This window comes from uncultured Litoreibacter sp. (assembly GCF_947487515.1).
GTDB lineage: Bacteria > Pseudomonadota > Alphaproteobacteria > Rhodobacterales > Rhodobacteraceae > Litoreibacter.
In genome coordinates, this window is record NZ_CANKWO010000003.1 from 323,673 (window position 1) to 339,431 (window position 15,759).

The following is a 15,759-nucleotide window of genomic DNA, read 5'->3' on the forward strand; positions in this document are numbered from 1 at the left end:
TTATGCAGAAGTATTTTGCGAGCGTTGTTACCGCGGGCGAGGCCGAACTGGACGCGAACTCGCGAATTTTCGTCGGCCACTCTGACAATATCGCGCAGTTTTTGGCGACGCTGATGATGGCCTTTGACCAAGACGGCACCAAGCTGTTGTTGCTGCGCCGCGCGGCCTTGCTGGATGACTTTGAAGAGGGCGATTTCGACGCACCGATCAACCTTGGTCCCGTCAAGGCGATGGATATGCAACCTGGCCGCCTGATCGCGGGTGACCCCTATCCTGGAGCGTTGCCGGAAGCATTGCCCGAAACCGGCTGCAAAATGGCGCTGGTGGAACTTGCGGTGCAAACTGGGGGTGGCCAAGTGGCGCTGGTTGGTGTGAAGGCTGAAAACGCGGTGCAGGGTTTGCGCATCATGCTCAGCGATGCGGAGCAGGGTGGCGCTACGATTACCTCGGTGGAGGGTCTGATGGACGCAGGGCTGCATGCCGATGACGCATATGACTTCGACGCCAAGCCAACTGATTTGGCCAAGCGCGTTGCAGGCGGCGAGCATGTCGCAATGAGCGATCCGATTGCCTTCGGCGCTTAACGCCCTGCTTTGGGCGCTGGCGGCTTTGGCTGCCGCGCTGTATGGCGCGTTGGCCTATGGCTCCTTCGTCACGATGCCCTCCCTTGCGGGGGGCATTTTGGGTTTTGACATGCGCCCCTTCGGGATGAGCGGTGCGCGGGGCGGTATCTATCTTTCTGCTATGACCGAGGCGGGACGGGACTATTACGTCAATTGGCTGAAGCCGGTAGATACGGTCTTCATTGGGACGTTGACCACATTGCTTTTGCTTCTTGCGTTCAAGCTTCGACGGTGGCGCGGGTGGCTTATTGCGGTGTCAGCATCGGCTTATGCGGCTTTTGATCTGTTGGAAAACCTGCTGGTATCGAGCCTCATTACGCATGGCGCGAAGTCGAGCACGAGTGACTTCGTTCAGACCATTGCGATGTTTACAACGGGCAAGTTTTTAAGCCTAGCTATTGCCCTAATCGCGTTAAAACTAGCTTGGAGATCTGCTCATGCCCAAAGGTAGCTGCTTGTGCGGGAATATCACCTATACTGTCGACGGCCCCTTGCGCCCCGTCATTGCGTGCCATTGCCGACAATGCCGCAAATCCAGCGGTCATCATGTCGCGGCAACCTCGGCGGCGCGAAGCGATGTCTCCGTCCATGGCGAGGTCACGTGGTATCGGTCCTCCCCCACCGCGCGCCGCGGGTTCTGCGGGACCTGTGGGAGCCAGATGTTTTGGGATGGTCAGGGCCAAAACCTGTCCATTTTTGCCGGCACTTTTGAGGAGGACGCAGGGCTTCGCCTTGCAGGTCACATCTTTTGCGCAGACAAAGGCGGGTATTACGACATAAATGACGATCTGCCGCATGCGCAGGCGGATGATCCAAATCTGACGACACAGGTACCATGAAGTTTACAGTAGCAATCGACGGCCCCGCTGCGGCGGGTAAGGGAACTCTTTCGAAACGTGTGGCGGCAGAGTTTGGCTTTGCCCATTTGGACACAGGGCTCTTGTACCGCGCCACCGGCGCGCGGGTGCTGGATGGCGCCGATCCGGTGAGTGCTGCCCAGAATTTAACGCCCGAGGATTTGGCCCGTGACGATCTGCGCACGACGGCCGTGGCGCAGGCCGCCAGCAAGGCCGCGGCCATCCCACAGGTGCGCGCGGCATTGGTTCAGTTTCAACATGATTTCGCCGGTCGAGAGGGGGGCGCGGTGTTGGACGGGCGCGACATCGGCACGGTGATCTGTCCGGATGCGCAGGTGAAACTCTTCGTCACCGCCTCTGACACAGTCCGCGCCGAACGCCGCTATCTGGAGCTTTCGGGCAAAGGGCAGGACGTGACCCGCGAAGGGGTGTTTCGGGATTTGACAGAACGCGATGCCCGTGACCGTGAACGCGAAGCGGCCCCTTTGGCGGCGGCACAGGACGCGGTGGTCATCGACACGTCCCATATGACCATCGAGGATGCTGTGGCGGCTGCAGTGGCGGCGATCCGGACAGCCCTCTAGCCCGAAATTCGTCGCCGTGATAGGGTGGGTTATGGAAACCCACGCGCTGAAATTCCAAACGAACCTGCGCGGCATTTTGTGCTGCCTGTTTGCCTTGACGCTTTCGGTGCTCGCGCTGACCCTTAGCGCGCAGGCACAAGGAGACAGCGCGCGTCGGATCGCCTTGGTGATCGGCAACGGTGCCTACGAGAATGTCGCCGAGTTAAGGAACCCCAAGAACGACTCCGCTGATCTGGCTGCAAGCCTGCGCGCGGCGGGCTTTGAGGTGGACCTTCTGTCCGACCAAAGCCAAAGCGCGATGCTAGACAGTTTGCGCGGGTTTCGCAGCCGCGCTGACGGGGCAGATATCGCGCTGATCTACTTTGCGGGCCATGGCATCGAAATCGACCGCCAGAACTACCTATTGCCGGTGGACGCGGTGCTTGAAAGCGATGCGGATGTGAACTTCGAAGCGGTGAAGCTGGAAACCATGGTTTTCGCCGCGAATGGTGCGCAGCGCCTGAGCATGGTGATCGTGGACGCCTGCCGGAACAATCCTTTTGCGACCTCAATGAAGCGGCGCGATACATCACGGTCCATCAGTCGTGGCCTGTCGGCGATCGAGCCGGCCAAAAACACTTTGGTGGCCTATGCTGCCAAAGAAGGCACCACCGCCGCCGATGGGATCGGACGCAACAGCCCCTATGCCAGCGCGCTGATCGAGGCGCTGGAACAGCCAGACCTAGAGGTGGGGTTGATGATGCGCCGCGTACGCGACGGGGTGCTGAAAGCCACGGCTGGCAAGCAAGAGCCCTTTGTTTATGGCTCTTTGTCGGCTGACCCGATCTATTTGAACAGTAGCCGAGGCCTCTCGGCCGAGGTGCCCGTTATCGTTACAACCGATAGCGCGGTGGAGGATGTGCCCTCTGCCAATGCCGCCGAAATCGTGTTTTGGACCTCCATTGCCGACACGCAAAAGACGTCACTGCTGGAAGCCTATCTGGACCTCTACCCTGACGGGTTCTTCGCGGAGCTGGCACATGCCAAGATCGCGGATATTGCGGGGGAGCCCCTTTCGTCAGAGGAGGTCAACGCAGCGACGCCAGAGTTGGAACGCGACCTCACCCGCGATGAACGGGTTGAGTTGCAAGAACGCCTGTCTGCGTTGGGGCATGCGTTAGGTCCCGCTGACGGGGTCGCCGGACGCCGGACCGAAGCCGCGATCCGCAGCTTTGAAACGGCGCAAGAGCTTCCGGTTCTTGGGCTTGCGACCTTGCCGGTACTGACCGCTTTGCGCGCGCAGGTGAGTGATGAGGATGTGAAGACTTGGCGCTCCAAGCTGGTAAAACGTGCCCCAGCGGCATCGAAAAAGACCCCCAAGCCGAAGGCCGCGAAAGCCAAAGCTGCGAAGCCCAAGGTGACCAAGCCCAAAGTGACCAAACCCAAGGTGACCAAGCCCAAGGTGGTCACACCAAAAGCGGCCAAACCCAAAGCCACCGCCACCGCGCCAAAGGCCAAGGTCGTGAGCAAAAAGGCGACGCCGAAACCCGCCAATAAGTACAAGCAGTTCTGCGGGGCCAACAGGCAATGCGGCACGAAGGAATGCAGGGCAGGAAATGCTGGCCAGTTTTTCAAGAAGACCCGAAACTGCAAGTTCTGCTCGTCTTATGTGGAACGCTGCCAATAGGGACCGTCGCCCGATGGTGCGGACGCGGCGAATGGTTATCTCTGTTTGATCAAAGTAGGCGGCCGCCCAGTTCGGGCTGCGGTCATTGTGCGTGCAGGCGTCACCCTGCGTCCCTTCGGGGAGTATTGCCCCCTTATATGCCGGCGGTCACGGGATGCCCTTTGCAGGGTCATGGACCACAGATCGAATGCAGGGCGTTGAGTGCGCCTTGCGATTGGTTAACCGAGGGCAGGGTATAGGGCCAAGACGTTAAGGTTTGGTGGTGGCGGCGTTCGCTCAACGCTCTTGCTGCAGGCTCTCGCCGCAATGAGGGCAGAAGCACATAGAGGCCTCTTTGCGAGAATTCTGAACATTTCTACGGATGGTTTGCGCGACGCGTTTGCTTAAACCAAGGTCGCGCCGAACCTTTTCAAATACCTCTTCATCTTCGGTGTCGACCTCGTCGTCATCCAGCACTGCACGCAACTTGTCCGCCAGCTCCTCGCGGGAGTGATGCAACCTGTCGGCAAGGCCGCTGGCCAGAATACCGGCAGGTAGGGCGGCCATGCCAATCCCCACAACGGCCACGAGAGATCCGAAAACCTGCCCCGCAGGGGTGACGGGGGCCACGTCGCCGTAGCCCACAGTCGTCAATGTGGCCATGGCCCACCACATCGCGGCCGGAATGGAGCCGAACTTTTCGGGTTGGACTTCATGTTCCACCAAATACGCCCCGCTTGCAGCGAGAATGAGCAACACGATCAATATGAAAAAGCCGGCAAAGAAGGCGTTGGCCTCTTCTTTGAAGACATCAAGCAACACCGTCATGGCAGATGAATACCGCGTCAGCTTGAGGAACCGCAGCAGCCGCACGACCCGCAAAAAGCGTAGATCAAGTTTAAAGAAGAACCCAAGGTAGAACGGCAGGATGGCCATAAGGTCAATCACCGCCATGGGAGACTTCATGTAACTTAGGCGCGGATTGGGGTGATCTTGATACTTGGGGTCCTCAACACTTGTCCAAACGCGCGCGAGATACTCAAGACTGAAGATCGCCATTGATATGACTTCAATCACCCAAAACGCAGCGTGAAATCGCGCGTCTATACTTTCCACGGTTTCCAATATGACAGCCGCCACATTGATCGCGATGAGCGCAATCAAAAACAGGTCTAGAAAACGGGCCAGCCAGTCTGATTTTTGATCAGGGTCGAGAAGTCGAAAGGCGGTTTTACGATATGTGTTCAATGTGCCGGTTCCAAATGTGTGTCCAAAGCGTAGCCTGAACTCTTCCGAAGGTTAATGGCCAAGTTATCGGGAAATGTAGGGCGCAAAGGCCGGACAGTTTTTCGCGGGGGACTTCTGGAGGCTGAATCCAAAAGATGCAGTATTGCCCGTGTTACTATAGTTTGAGAATTTACATGTTTACCAAAAAAATCGCTGTTGCCATCGTCGGGATGTCTCTTTTGGCGTCCCCTGCCGTGGCCGGAAATACGACCATGAAAAACGATGCGGGCGACAAGATTCGGATTGCTTGCAAGGACAGTGGCTGCACTGTGAAAAGCAAGAAATCAGACGCCAAGAAATATGGCTTGGTCGAAAAGACCAAGGGCGGCGTGGACACATTCAAAGCGCTTGAGGCGAAGTATCAAGGCTTGGGATACAAGTAAGCGACAAAACTGAAGGGGCAAGGACAAGGCTTTCGGCCTTACAGACTTGCCCTTTCCCCCAACTCAGGCTATATGCGCGACTGTCTGAAGGGGCGAGAACAGTCTCAAGGCATTCATTCAAACGGGCAGGGTCGGTTTTCCGGCCCTATTTGTTTTGAAAAATGCCCTTGAATTGGAATTGGCCCAGACGACCAACATGAAACCCAAAGACCGGCGGAGACAACCGCTCGGCCCGCATAAACATTAGATTAGGAAACCCACGCCACATGGCTACAAATGCAACTATGGACGAATTCGAAGCCCTCTTGAATGAAAGCTTCGAAATGGACACTCCGGACGAAGGTTCGGTTGTCAAAGGTAAGGTCATCGCTATCGAAGCTGGCCAAGCTATCATCGACATCGGCTACAAAATGGAAGGCCGCGTCGAGCTTAAAGAATTCGCTGATCCAGGCGAATCCCCGAAAATCGAAGTGGGCGACGAAGTTGAGGTTTACCTCGACCGCGTAGAAAACGCCCGCGGCGAAGCCTCCATCAGCCGCGACAAAGCGCGCCGCGAGGAAGCTTGGGACCGTCTGGAAAAAGCATACGCTGATGAAGAGCGCGTCGAAGGCGCAATCTTTGGTCGCGTCAAAGGTGGCTTCACCGTGGATCTGGGCGGCGCAGTTGCGTTCCTTCCTGGCTCCCAAGTTGACGTACGTCCCGTACGCGACGCTGGCCCATTGATGGGCATGAAGCAGCCGTTCCAAATCCTGAAAATGGACCGTCGCCGTGGCAACATCGTTGTATCGCGTCGCGCCATTCTGGAAGAATCGCGTGCTGAACAGCGTGCAGAAGTCATCGGCAACCTTACTGAAGGTCAGGCTGTTGACGGTGTGGTCAAGAACATCACCGAGTACGGCGCATTCGTCGACCTTGGCGGCGTAGACGGCCTGCTGCACGTCACCGACATGGCATGGCGCCGTGTGAACGATCCTCGCGAGATCCTGACAATTGGCGAAACCGTCAAAGTACAGGTTATCAAGATCAACAAAGAGACGCACCGTATCTCCCTCGGCATGAAACAGCTGCAGGACGATCCATGGGGCGAAGTTGCTGCGAAATACGCTTTGGACTCTACACACCAAGGCCGCGTCACCAACATCACTGACTACGGCGCATTCGTTGAGCTGGAGCCAGGCGTTGAAGGTCTTGTGCACGTGTCCGAAATGTCTTGGACCAAGAAGAACGTACACCCAGGCAAAATCGTGTCTACGTCCCAAGAAGTCGAAGTCATGGTTCTGGAAATCGACAGCTCCAAGCGTCGCGTTTCCTTGGGTCTCAAGCAGACTCAGCGCAACCCATGGGAAGTGTTCGCAGAGAACAACCCTGTCGGCAAAGAGATCGAAGGCGAAGTCAAGAACATCACCGAATTCGGTCTGTTCGTTGGTCTCGACAACGACATCGACGGCATGGTTCACCTCTCCGACATCACGTGGGAAGGCCGTGGCGAAGACGCATTGGGCGACTTCCGCAAAGGCGACATGGTTAAAGCCGTTGTCACCGAAGTTGACGTTGAGAAAGAGCGCATCTCGCTCTCGATCAAAGCCCTCGACGGTTCGTTCGACACAGCAGTGGACGGCGTTAAGCGCGGTTCCATCATCACGGTTGAGGTTACCTCCATCGAAGACGGTGGCATCGAAGTGGAATATGAAGGCGCTAAATCCTTCATCCGCCGCTCCGACCTGTCGCGTGATCGTGCCGAGCAACGCCCAGAGCGCTTCGGCGTTGGCGACAAGCTGGACGTACGTGTGACCAACGTGGACGCAAAAACCCGCCGCTTGGGTCTGTCCATCAAGGCACGTGAGATTGCTGAAGAGAAAGAAGCAGTTGAGCAGTACGGTTCTTCCGACTCCGGCGCATCCTTGGGTGATATCCTTGGTGCGGCTCTGAAGTCCGACGACGAGTAATCAAGCTCGACCAAAAATTGGGGAACGGCCTCGCCAGCAATGGCGGGGCCGTTTTCACGTCTACGACCCCGAATCGATCAAAGGCGCAGGGCGGCTTCACGCGGAATTGGTGCGATTTTCTAGCCAGTTTTCTGTGCAAAGCAGCAAGACCCGTCGGTTTTCACACGTTTTTCCCCGACATCTTGGAAGAAGATGCGCTCTAAATGCTTTCCTCAGTTGGATAATTCGGCCTATAGTTTCCCAAGGCGGGGCTGCCACCCGTATTTAGGAAAAAGTCCTGGGGAGGATATTTTATGATACGCTCTGAGCTGATCCAAAAGATCGCCGATGAAAACCCACATCTCTATCAGCGGGATGTCGAGCGCATCGTGAACACTGTCTTTGAGGAAATCGTCGATGCAGTGGCCTCGGGCAACCGCGTGGAACTTCGCGGATTTGGCGCGTTCTCGGTCAAAAAGCGGGATGCTCGCACAGGCCGGAACCCGCGCACCGGTGAATCTGTCCAAGTGGATGAGAAGCATGTGCCTTTCTTCAAGACCGGCAAGCTGCTACGAGACCGTCTAAACGGTAACGAAAGCTAATCTAAATGCGCTACATCCGCTATGTGTTCATGGCCGTCGTCGGCCTCTCGTTGATTCTTGTCGCCTTGGCCAACCGTGGCATGGTGACGATCAAACTTCTGCCTGAAGAACTTGCAGCCTATTTGGGCCAGCCTCTCTCCTACGAATTGCCGCTGTTTGTGGTGATCTTTGGCGGGATCATCGTTGGTTTGCTGATCGGGTTTGTCTGGGAATGGTTTCGCGAGCACAAGCACCGCGCCGACGCCCGCCTGCAAAAACGCGAAAAAGAAAAGCTGGAGCGCGAGGTCAAAGGCCTCAAGCGCAAATCCAACGAAGGCAAAGACGAAGTTCTTGCCCTTCTGGATGACAGCACGGCGACAAGCTAGGCCAATCACATGACCACGCGCGTCAAAATTTGCGGCCTTGGCCAGCCTGAAGATGTTGCTGCTTGTGCAGCGGCAGGGGCGGCCTATGTGGGGTTCGTCTTCTTTGAAAAATCCCCTCGCAATGTAAGTTTGGACACCGCGCATAAGCTTTCCTTGGAAGTTCCTTTGGGGATCGCCAAAGTCGCGCTGACGGTAAACGCCACCGACGCAGAGCTGGATGCACTGGTGGACCGCGTGCCGTTGGACATGTTGCAGCTGCATGGCTCTGAAAGCCCAGACCGCGTGGCGCAGGTGCGCGACCGCTTTGGCCTGCCGGTGATGAAGGCCGTGGGCATCGCGGATGAGGGCGATCTGGCGGGGCTGAATGACTACTTCCGCGTGTCGGACCAAATCTTGATTGATGCCAAACCCCCTAAAGGCGCGGACCTTCCCGGCGGCAACGGCCTCTCCTTCGACTGGCGCCTGATCGCCGAGCGCCGGTGGGGCATTCCTTGGATGCTGGCGGGCGGGCTGACGCCGGACAATGTGGCCGAGGCGATCCGCCTCACAGGGGCAAAGCAGGTTGACGTGTCCTCTGGCGTGGAATCCGCGCGTGGGGTGAAGGACGCAAATCTTATCAAGCAGTTCGTAGCTGCCGCCCATGACGATATACCGAAGCTCTAGTTTCCGCGCCTCATTGCGGCCTTACGCTTTACCCCGACCCGTTCACGGGCTACATCAGCTAAGTTGCAACGGGAGTGTTCCAAAATGCCTGACAATCTGGTGAACAGCTATAAAACCGGCCCTGACGAAAAGGGTCGTTTCGGCGATTTTGGCGGACGCTTTGTCTCCGAGACATTGATGCCGCTGATCCTAGAGCTGGAAGAGCAATACGAGCACGCCAAAACCGACAAATCCTTCTGGGACGAGATGGATTTCTTGTGGAAGCACTACGTTGGCCGCCCGTCGCCTATGTATCACGCGGAACGCCTGACCGAACATCTGGGCGGCGCGAAAATCTACCTCAAGCGCGACGAGCTGAACCACACTGGCGCGCATAAGATTAACAACGTCTTGGGCCAGATCATACTTGCCCGCCGTATGGGCAAAACCCGCATCATCGCCGAGACAGGTGCAGGCCAACACGGAGTGGCAACGGCGACTGTTTGTGCCAAGTTCGGCCTGAAATGCGTCGTCTACATGGGCGCGCATGATGTGGAGCGCCAGGCCCCCAACGTCTTCCGCATGCGCCTGCTGGGCGCAGAGGTGGTGGCCGTGACGTCTGGCCGTGGCACGTTGAAAGACGCGATGAACGACGCGATGCGCGACTGGGTGACCAATGTGCGCGACACCTTCTATTGCATCGGCACAGTGGCGGGGCCTCACCCCTACCCAGCAATGGTGCGCGACTTCCAAGCGATCATTGGCAAGGAAGCCAAAGAACAACTGATGGAAGCCGAAGGGCGCTTGCCCGACACGGTGATTGCCGCGATCGGCGGGGGCTCCAACGCGATGGGGCTGTTCTTCCCGTTCCTTGACGACAAGAGCGTGAATATTATCGGTGTCGAAGCTGGCGGCAAAGGCGTGAACAACAAGAACGAGCACTGCGCCTCCCTCACGGGTGGGCGCCCGGGCGTGCTGCACGGCAACCGCACCTATCTGCTGCAAGACGACGACGGGCAAATCCTTGAGGGCTTCTCGATCTCTGCTGGATTGGACTATCCGGGGATTGGGCCAGAGCACTCTTGGCTGCACGAAATCGGCCGCGCCGAATATGTGGCGATCACGGATGTTGAGGCGCTTGAGGCGTTTCAGCTGTGCTGCGAAAAAGAGGGCATTATCCCTGCGCTGGAGCCATCCCACGCCTTGGCTCATGTGATGAAAATCGCACCGACCCTGCCGAATGATCACATCATTTGCATGAATATGTGCGGTCGCGGCGACAAGGATATCTTTACCGTCGCCCGTGCGCTGGACTTCGAAATGGGTGAGTTCGCTTAAGGCGGGCTGATGATCGCCCACGGCGTAGATCACTTTAAGATCAATCGCTTGGGGTGATCTTCACTGAGGCTCAGTTGAAGCGATCCAACAGCTTTTGCATCGGGCTGCGGGTGTCTTCGGCTTCTGGCGAAGGCTCCGCCTGTGTCTGCCCCTGCGTTTGGGGCTTTGGCTTGGGCTGTGTGGTGGAGGAGCGGGCAGGAGCCACGCGAAGGGCCACAGCGTTAAGAAATTTAGCGCTGTCGTCTTCGGCCAGAAAAGGCGCCCCGTCAGAAACGCCACGCAACACATCGTCCAGCCAGTTTTGCTCCGCCTTGGCGAAATCGTTCAGCACATAGGACGGCACTTTGTCTTTGTGACCCGGATGCCCGACGCCAAGACGCACGCGATCGTAATGCGGCCCGATATGTTGGTGGATCGACCGCAGGCCGTTATGCCCCGCGTGCCCCCCGCCCGATTTGCACTTGGTTTTGGCTGGGGCTAGGTCGATCTCGTCGTGAAAGACGGTGATATCGGTGCTGTCGAGCTTGAAGAACCGCATGGCTTCGCCCACGGATTGCCCCGACAGGTTCATGAAGGTGGCGGGCTTGAGCAGCATCACCTTTTCATGACCCAAACGCCCCTCGGACAGCTGCCCTTGGAACTTGGACTTCCACGGGCTGAACCCATGATCATCCGCGATGCGGTCCAATGCCATAAAGCCGATGTTATGCCGGTTGTGGCTGTATTTTGCGCCTGGATTGCCGAGGCCTACGAAGAGTTTCATATCGCCGTTTTACCGCGTCTGCTGGGCGGGGGCCAGAGGGGGAAATCTGCCGTTGATCAAATGATGACCAACGGCAAGCCAGTCAGAGCAGACGTGTGGCCATACCACCATCCGCTGCAAGCGGTGTGCCGGTTATGAAGCTCGATCGGTCCGACAGAAGGAACAAGGCGGCTTGTGCCATCTCTTTCGGGTCCGCCAGGCGCTTTACCGGATGCAGCCCCGCGATGAATTCATGCGTATCAGGGTCATCCCCTGCCATCGCCGTCAGTGTTCCACCGGGCAACAGGGCGTTGACCCGCACATTTTGCGCAGCATGATCACTCGCTAAGGATTGCACCAATCCGATCAGCCCTGCTTTGGATGCAGCGTAAGCGCCCATGCCCGGCATGCCACCGTTGCTAAACCCGACGAAGGAGCTGGTGAACACCATCGAACCGCCTCCGGCCTCCAAAAGGGCAGGGAGTTGGGCTTTTGCACAGTAGAATGCACTGGTGAGATTGCAGTCGATCACGGATTGCCAGTTTGTGGTTTCCATGTCGGGAATAGGCCCCATGTCGCCCATCATTCCCGCATTGTTGAAGGCCCCATCAAGGCGGCCAAATTCGAATTTCGCCAAAGCGACCAGTTCGGCTGAATAGGATTCGTCGGTCACATCCCCTGCGAGGCATACGGCTTTACCGTTGCTTTGCTGTATCTGCCCGACGATTTGGCTAAGTTCTTTTTCGCGGCGTGCCCCAAGCACAAGATTTGCGCCTTGAGCCGCGAACAAAAGCGCAGAAGCCGCACCGATGCCGCTGCTTGCCCCAGTGATTAAAATGGTTTTATCTTTTAGGTCCATGGTCATGCTTTCCTTTTATTGCATGCCATCTAGGTAGCGAAGGTGATCCAAATGCCGCGACCCGCATCGTGCTTTTAGCGAAGGCGTGACGTTGAAACAGCAAAGATCGGGTCGGGACGAGCGCGCGAGGATTACCCCTTAGCGAGGTGTTGATGAGGGCGATACTCTGCTCTACCAATTTGCAGCAAGGTCGTCGCAACACCTCACTATCGGGAAGGTTACACGTAGTATGATTGCCTATGTCACCGTCGGTGCAGATGATATCGCACGTGCAAAATTGTTCTATTCGGCGTTCCTACCGGCGTTGGGCTATGGGGTGAAAGAGGGGCCAGAAGGCCTCAGTTACGCGCTCCCCTTTTCGCCGGACCAGTCCGCTGTGCCACCAGATTTCTACGTTAAACCAACCTTTGATGGATGTCCGGCCTCGGCTGGAAATGGCGCAATGGTTGCCTTTGAGGCACGCAACCAAAAGCAGGTGCGCAGTCTTCATTCTGCCGCCATTGCAGCAGGTGGCGCGGACGAAGGGCAACCCGGTTTCCGCGACTCTTATGGGCCACATTTCTTTGTGGGTTATCTTCGTGACCCTCAAGGCAACAAGATCGCAATATTTTCCAGTGACCCAAGTGAACCCGGGCGTCCCGACGCATAGGCACTGGCCAAAACGGGTGTTCACAAGTTCAAGGCAGAAGGGCTGCACAAACGAAAAACGCGCGACCCGTTCAGGCCGCGCGTTTTAATTAAGTCGCAAGAAGCGGCGGGAGGATTACTCCTCGGCGGCTGCTTCTGCTTCCGGAGCTTCTTCGCCCTCGGCTGCGTCATCCTCATCATCGCCGGAAGATTTCAGGCTTGATGGAGCGGAAAGAGTCGCGATCACGAAGTCACGGTCAATCGTAACTTTCGCGCCGTCTGGCAATTTCACGGAAGAAATCGTGACGTTTTCGCCGACTTCAGTCTCGGAGACATCGATAGTGATGCTCTCTGGGATGTCGCCAGCGGTTACAACCAGCTCAACCTCAGGACGTACCAGCGTCAGAACGCCGCCTTTTTTCAGGCCAGGGGATACGTCTTCGCCAACAACTTCGACCGGAATGAACAGGGCGATTTTTGTTGTGCGGCGCAGGCGCATGAAGTCGATGTGTGTTGGCAGATCTTTTACCAGATCGCGTTGCACGTTACGGCAGATGACGCGGAAGTCTTCTTGGCCTTCGATTTTCATGTTCTGCAATGTGGACATGAAGCGTCCAGCGCGCAGTTGCTTCAGCAACTTGTTGAAGGAGATCTGAATGGCTTGCGGCTCTTCACCACCACCATACACGATACCTGGCACCATGCCGTTACGGCGTGCTGCGCGAGCGGCCCCCTTGCCCGTCCCCGCGCGTGTCTCAACTTCAAGATCAGGGATCTTACCAGCCATGACTATATTCCTTTGTTTAATGGGTGCGGCTGCCTCCAAGGGTGTCGGGCCGCGTGAAGAGTGCCGTATAGGAGGGAATCGCCTGCTTGAAAAGGGGTTTCATCGGCTTTTCCATTGCTGCGCGATCGGTGTGACGATACCGCTTGGCCTATGACGATTGCAAACGCCCTGCGAACTTCCAAAACCCCCGCACTCACCTTCGCTATTGTGGGGCTGTATTGGGGCTGTTTTGCGGCCTATGTGCCCGAGTTAAAGGAGCAGATTGGCGCGGGGGATGCCCGATTTGGTCTTCTGTTGTTGGGGTCGGCTTGCGGGCTGGCCACAACCATGTGGTTTGCCCCCGTATTTGACCGGTGGCTGGGGCGTTGGTCGATGGGGGTCAGTGCCATGTTGCTGGCCTTTGCCTTCCTGATGCCGGGGCTGGCGACAACTTCAACGACCTTCTTTTTGGCGATGTTTGGCTGCGGTCTGGCCTCGGGGCTAACGGATGTGATCATGAACGCCCGCGTGTCCGAATTGGAGGCCGCAACAGGCCGCCCCCTTATGAATGCAAACCACGGCGCCTTTTCCTTGGCCTATGCGATTGCCGCTGCGGGAACCGGTTTGGCGCGCGAAGCCAGTATTCAACCTGCCGTGTTGTTTGCGATGATAGGGGCGGTCGTCATGGTACTGTTTTACCGGCTCAGAATGAAACCCGATGACGCCAAGCATGACGGTCGCCCCGTTTCCTTGCCTTGGGGGACGGTCGCGCTATGCGGCGCGGTGGTGCTGATCGCCTTCATGTCGGAGGCGGCGGTGGAGGCATGGTCCGCACTGCATGTGGAGCGGACATTGGGGGGCAGCGCCGCCGAAGGTGCGCTAGGGCCCGCGATGCTGGGGCTTACCATGACCATCGGTCGCTTCGGAGGTCAGGCGGTCAGCGAGCGGTTGAGCGACACCAGCGTGATCCTAGGGGCCGCAGGTCTGTCGGTTGTGGGCACCCTGTGTGTTGTCGTGGCCGCAACCCCGCTGATCGCCTACATCGGCTTTGGGGTCATGGGGCTGGGCATATCGGTGATCGGTCCCTTGGGGTTGGCTTTGGTCGGGCGGATGGTGCCCCCTTCGCTACGTACCGTCGCGATTTCGCGCACGGCGGTGTTGGGGTTTCTGGGCTTCTTTGCCGCGCCAACGATTATGGGCCTTATCTCTGAGGGCTACGGGTTGCGGGCCGCCTATGCGGCGGTCGCGTTATTGCTGGTGGGGCTGGTGCCCTTGGTTTTTGCCTTGCGAGGCCGCGGGGCCTAAGCCCAATCGCCATAGAAGTCGCGCGGCACCAGCAGGTTTTGCTTGCCCAAGTCCTGCACGGTTTTTTCACCGCAAAGGGCCATAGTGATGTCCAGCTCTTTGTGGATGACGCTCAGCGCCTCTTCCACACCTTGCTGGCCGTTCGCCCCCAACCCGTAGATGAAAGCGCGTCCGATATAGGTGCCTTTGGCCCCCATCGCCAAGGCCTTCAACACGTCTTGACCCGACCGGATGCCGCTATCTAGGTGAACCTCGATCTTGTCACCCACCGCATCCATAATTGATGGCAGCGCTTTGATCGAAGACATCGCACCGTCCAATTGCCGCCCGCCGTGGTTCGACACCACGATCGCGTCAGCCCCCACGTTCAACGCCATTTTGGCGTCATCGGCATCCAAAATGCCCTTGAGGATCAGCGGCCCGCCCCAGAGGTCTTTGATCTCTTTGACATAGTCCCAATCCAGTTTCGGATCGAAGCTTTCTGCGGCCCAAACGGACAGCGAGCTCATGTCCGTGATCCCGTCAATGTGACCGACAATATTCCCAAAGCTGCGCCGTTTGGTTTGCAGCATCTGCAAGCCCCACCGCCATTTGGTTGCCAGATCAAAGATCGTATGGGGGGACAGCTTGATTGGTACCGTCAGCCCGTTCTTGATATCCTTGTGGCGTTGCCCCAGAATTTGCAGGTCCAAGGTCAATACCAAAGCCGAACACCCCGCATCCTTGGCGCGTTGAATGGCGCGTTTGGTAAACTCGCGGTCTTTCATCACGTAGAGCTGGAACCAGAAGGGGGCGGAGGTATGCTCCGCGACGTCCTCAAGAGAGCACACAGACATGGTCGACAGCGTGAATGGCACGCCGAATTTTTCCGCCGCCTTGGCCGCAAGGATTTCACCGTCCGCATGTTGCATGCCCGTGGACCCAACAGGGGCCAAAGCCACCGGCATGGCAACATCTTGCCCGATCATCTGGCTTTTGGTGCTGCGGCCGGTCATGTCCACCGCCACCCGTTGGCGCAGTTTGATCAGATCGAAGTCCGATGAATTCTCGCGGAACGTCTGCTCGGTCCAGCTTCCACTTTCGCAATAGTCAAAGAACATCTTCGGCGTGCGCCGCTTGTAGATGCGCTTCAGGTCTTCAATTTCAGTGATTTTAGCCATGCCGCAGCCTTACCGTCCAAATTGGTTAGGAGTTGTTACCAATTTGGGC

At 57.4% G+C, this 15,759-nt stretch carries 18 protein-coding genes; 13 read left to right on the forward strand and 5 right to left on the reverse strand.

The features are described 5' to 3' along the window. Nucleotides 1-2 precede the first annotated feature (2 nt). The 5 genes from Q0746_RS11515 to Q0746_RS11535 are packed head-to-tail and all read left to right on the forward strand — an operon-like array spanning nt 3 to nt 3,730. Entirely contained in the window at nt 3-584 is a 582-nt protein-coding gene (locus tag Q0746_RS11515) for a hypothetical protein (RefSeq protein ID WP_298260380.1), read from the forward strand. After that, nucleotides 568-1,074, forward strand: coding sequence for a hypothetical protein (locus tag Q0746_RS11520; protein ID WP_298260382.1), 507 nt, complete (start codon nt 568-570; stop codon nt 1,072-1,074). Before Q0746_RS11515 ends, Q0746_RS11520 begins: the two co-directional genes overlap by 17 nt. After that, nucleotides 1,061-1,462, forward strand: coding sequence for a GFA family protein (locus Q0746_RS11525; protein ID WP_298260384.1), 402 nt, complete (start codon nt 1,061-1,063; stop codon nt 1,460-1,462). The genes Q0746_RS11520 and Q0746_RS11525 overlap by 14 nt, the downstream gene beginning before the upstream one ends. Continuing rightward, the gene (locus Q0746_RS11530) at nt 1,459-2,064 is read left to right on the forward strand and encodes a (d)CMP kinase (protein WP_298260386.1); all 606 of its coding nucleotides are present in this window, start codon (nt 1,459-1,461) and stop codon (nt 2,062-2,064) included. The genes Q0746_RS11525 and Q0746_RS11530 overlap by 4 nt, the downstream gene beginning before the upstream one ends. A 31-nt stretch (nt 2,065-2,095) precedes the next feature. Beyond that, nucleotides 2,096-3,730 carry a caspase family protein gene (locus Q0746_RS11535; protein ID WP_298260388.1) on the forward strand — a complete coding sequence of 545 codons (1,635 nt, stop codon included), beginning with the start codon at nt 2,096-2,098 and terminating at the stop codon, nt 3,728-3,730. A gap of 276 nt (nt 3,731-4,006) precedes the next feature. Here Q0746_RS11535 and Q0746_RS11540 read toward each other — a convergent pair whose 3' ends face one another. Then, the gene (locus Q0746_RS11540; protein ID WP_298260390.1) at nt 4,007-4,957 is read right to left on the reverse strand and encodes an ion transporter; all 951 of its coding nucleotides are present in this window, start codon (nt 4,955-4,957) and stop codon (nt 4,007-4,009) included. 173 nt (nt 4,958-5,130) lie between these two features. Here Q0746_RS11540 and Q0746_RS11545 point away from each other — a divergent pair, with 173 nt between their 5' ends. From Q0746_RS11545 to trpB, 6 genes are all read left to right on the forward strand, one after another. Then, on the forward strand, nt 5,131-5,379 hold the full coding sequence (locus Q0746_RS11545; RefSeq protein ID WP_298260392.1) for a hypothetical protein: 249 nt from the start codon (nt 5,131-5,133) through the stop codon (nt 5,377-5,379). Between the two features lie 266 nt (nt 5,380-5,645). Continuing rightward, the gene (gene rpsA / locus Q0746_RS11550; protein WP_298260394.1) at nt 5,646-7,325 is read left to right on the forward strand and encodes a 30S ribosomal protein S1; all 1,680 of its coding nucleotides are present in this window, start codon (nt 5,646-5,648) and stop codon (nt 7,323-7,325) included. A gap of 293 nt (nt 7,326-7,618) precedes the next feature. Continuing rightward, on the forward strand, nt 7,619-7,906 hold the full coding sequence (gene ihfB, locus Q0746_RS11555) for an integration host factor subunit beta (RefSeq protein ID WP_298260396.1): 288 nt from the start codon (nt 7,619-7,621) through the stop codon (nt 7,904-7,906). A gap of 5 nt (nt 7,907-7,911) precedes the next feature. Further along, complete coding sequence (locus Q0746_RS11560) at nt 7,912-8,271, forward strand: LapA family protein (RefSeq protein ID WP_298260398.1); 360 nt, start codon at nt 7,912-7,914, stop codon at nt 8,269-8,271. 9 nt (nt 8,272-8,280) lie between these two features. After that, nucleotides 8,281-8,934: a phosphoribosylanthranilate isomerase gene (locus tag Q0746_RS11565; protein ID WP_298260400.1), complete on the forward strand. Its 654-nt coding sequence runs from the start codon at nt 8,281-8,283 to the stop codon at nt 8,932-8,934. Nucleotides 8,935-9,018: 84 nt separating this feature from the next. After that, on the forward strand, nt 9,019-10,251 hold the full coding sequence (gene trpB / locus Q0746_RS11570; RefSeq protein ID WP_298260402.1) for a tryptophan synthase subunit beta: 1,233 nt from the start codon (nt 9,019-9,021) through the stop codon (nt 10,249-10,251). A 70-nt stretch (nt 10,252-10,321) separates the two neighbouring features. On the opposite strand, the gene pth is transcribed toward trpB, so the two are convergent. Both pth and Q0746_RS11580 read right to left on the reverse strand, forming a co-directional pair. Next, entirely contained in the window at nt 10,322-11,014 is a 693-nt protein-coding gene (gene pth, locus Q0746_RS11575; protein ID WP_298260404.1) for an aminoacyl-tRNA hydrolase, read from the reverse strand. Nucleotides 11,015-11,096: 82 nt separating this feature from the next. Continuing rightward, the gene (locus tag Q0746_RS11580) at nt 11,097-11,852 is read right to left on the reverse strand and encodes an SDR family oxidoreductase (RefSeq protein ID WP_298260406.1); all 756 of its coding nucleotides are present in this window, start codon (nt 11,850-11,852) and stop codon (nt 11,097-11,099) included. Nucleotides 11,853-12,081: 229 nt separating this feature from the next. On the opposite strand from Q0746_RS11580, the gene Q0746_RS11585 reads away from it, so the two are divergent. Further along, entirely contained in the window at nt 12,082-12,501 is a 420-nt protein-coding gene (locus tag Q0746_RS11585; RefSeq protein WP_298260408.1) for a VOC family protein, read from the forward strand. Between the two features lie 114 nt (nt 12,502-12,615). Here the strand turns inward: Q0746_RS11585 and Q0746_RS11590 are convergent, their stop codons facing one another. Beyond that, nucleotides 12,616-13,266, reverse strand: coding sequence for a 50S ribosomal protein L25/general stress protein Ctc (locus Q0746_RS11590; RefSeq protein WP_298260410.1), 651 nt, complete (start codon nt 13,264-13,266; stop codon nt 12,616-12,618). Between the two features lie 150 nt (nt 13,267-13,416). On the opposite strand from Q0746_RS11590, the gene Q0746_RS11595 reads away from it, so the two are divergent. Next, entirely contained in the window at nt 13,417-14,550 is a 1,134-nt protein-coding gene (locus Q0746_RS11595) for an MFS transporter (protein WP_298260412.1), read from the forward strand. On the opposite strand, the gene Q0746_RS11600 is transcribed toward Q0746_RS11595, so the two are convergent. Further along, the gene (locus Q0746_RS11600) at nt 14,547-15,710 is read right to left on the reverse strand and encodes an alpha-hydroxy acid oxidase (RefSeq protein ID WP_298260414.1); all 1,164 of its coding nucleotides are present in this window, start codon (nt 15,708-15,710) and stop codon (nt 14,547-14,549) included. The two genes, Q0746_RS11595 and Q0746_RS11600, sit on opposite strands and share 4 nt — an antisense overlap. Between the last annotated feature and the right edge of the window lie 49 nt (nt 15,711-15,759).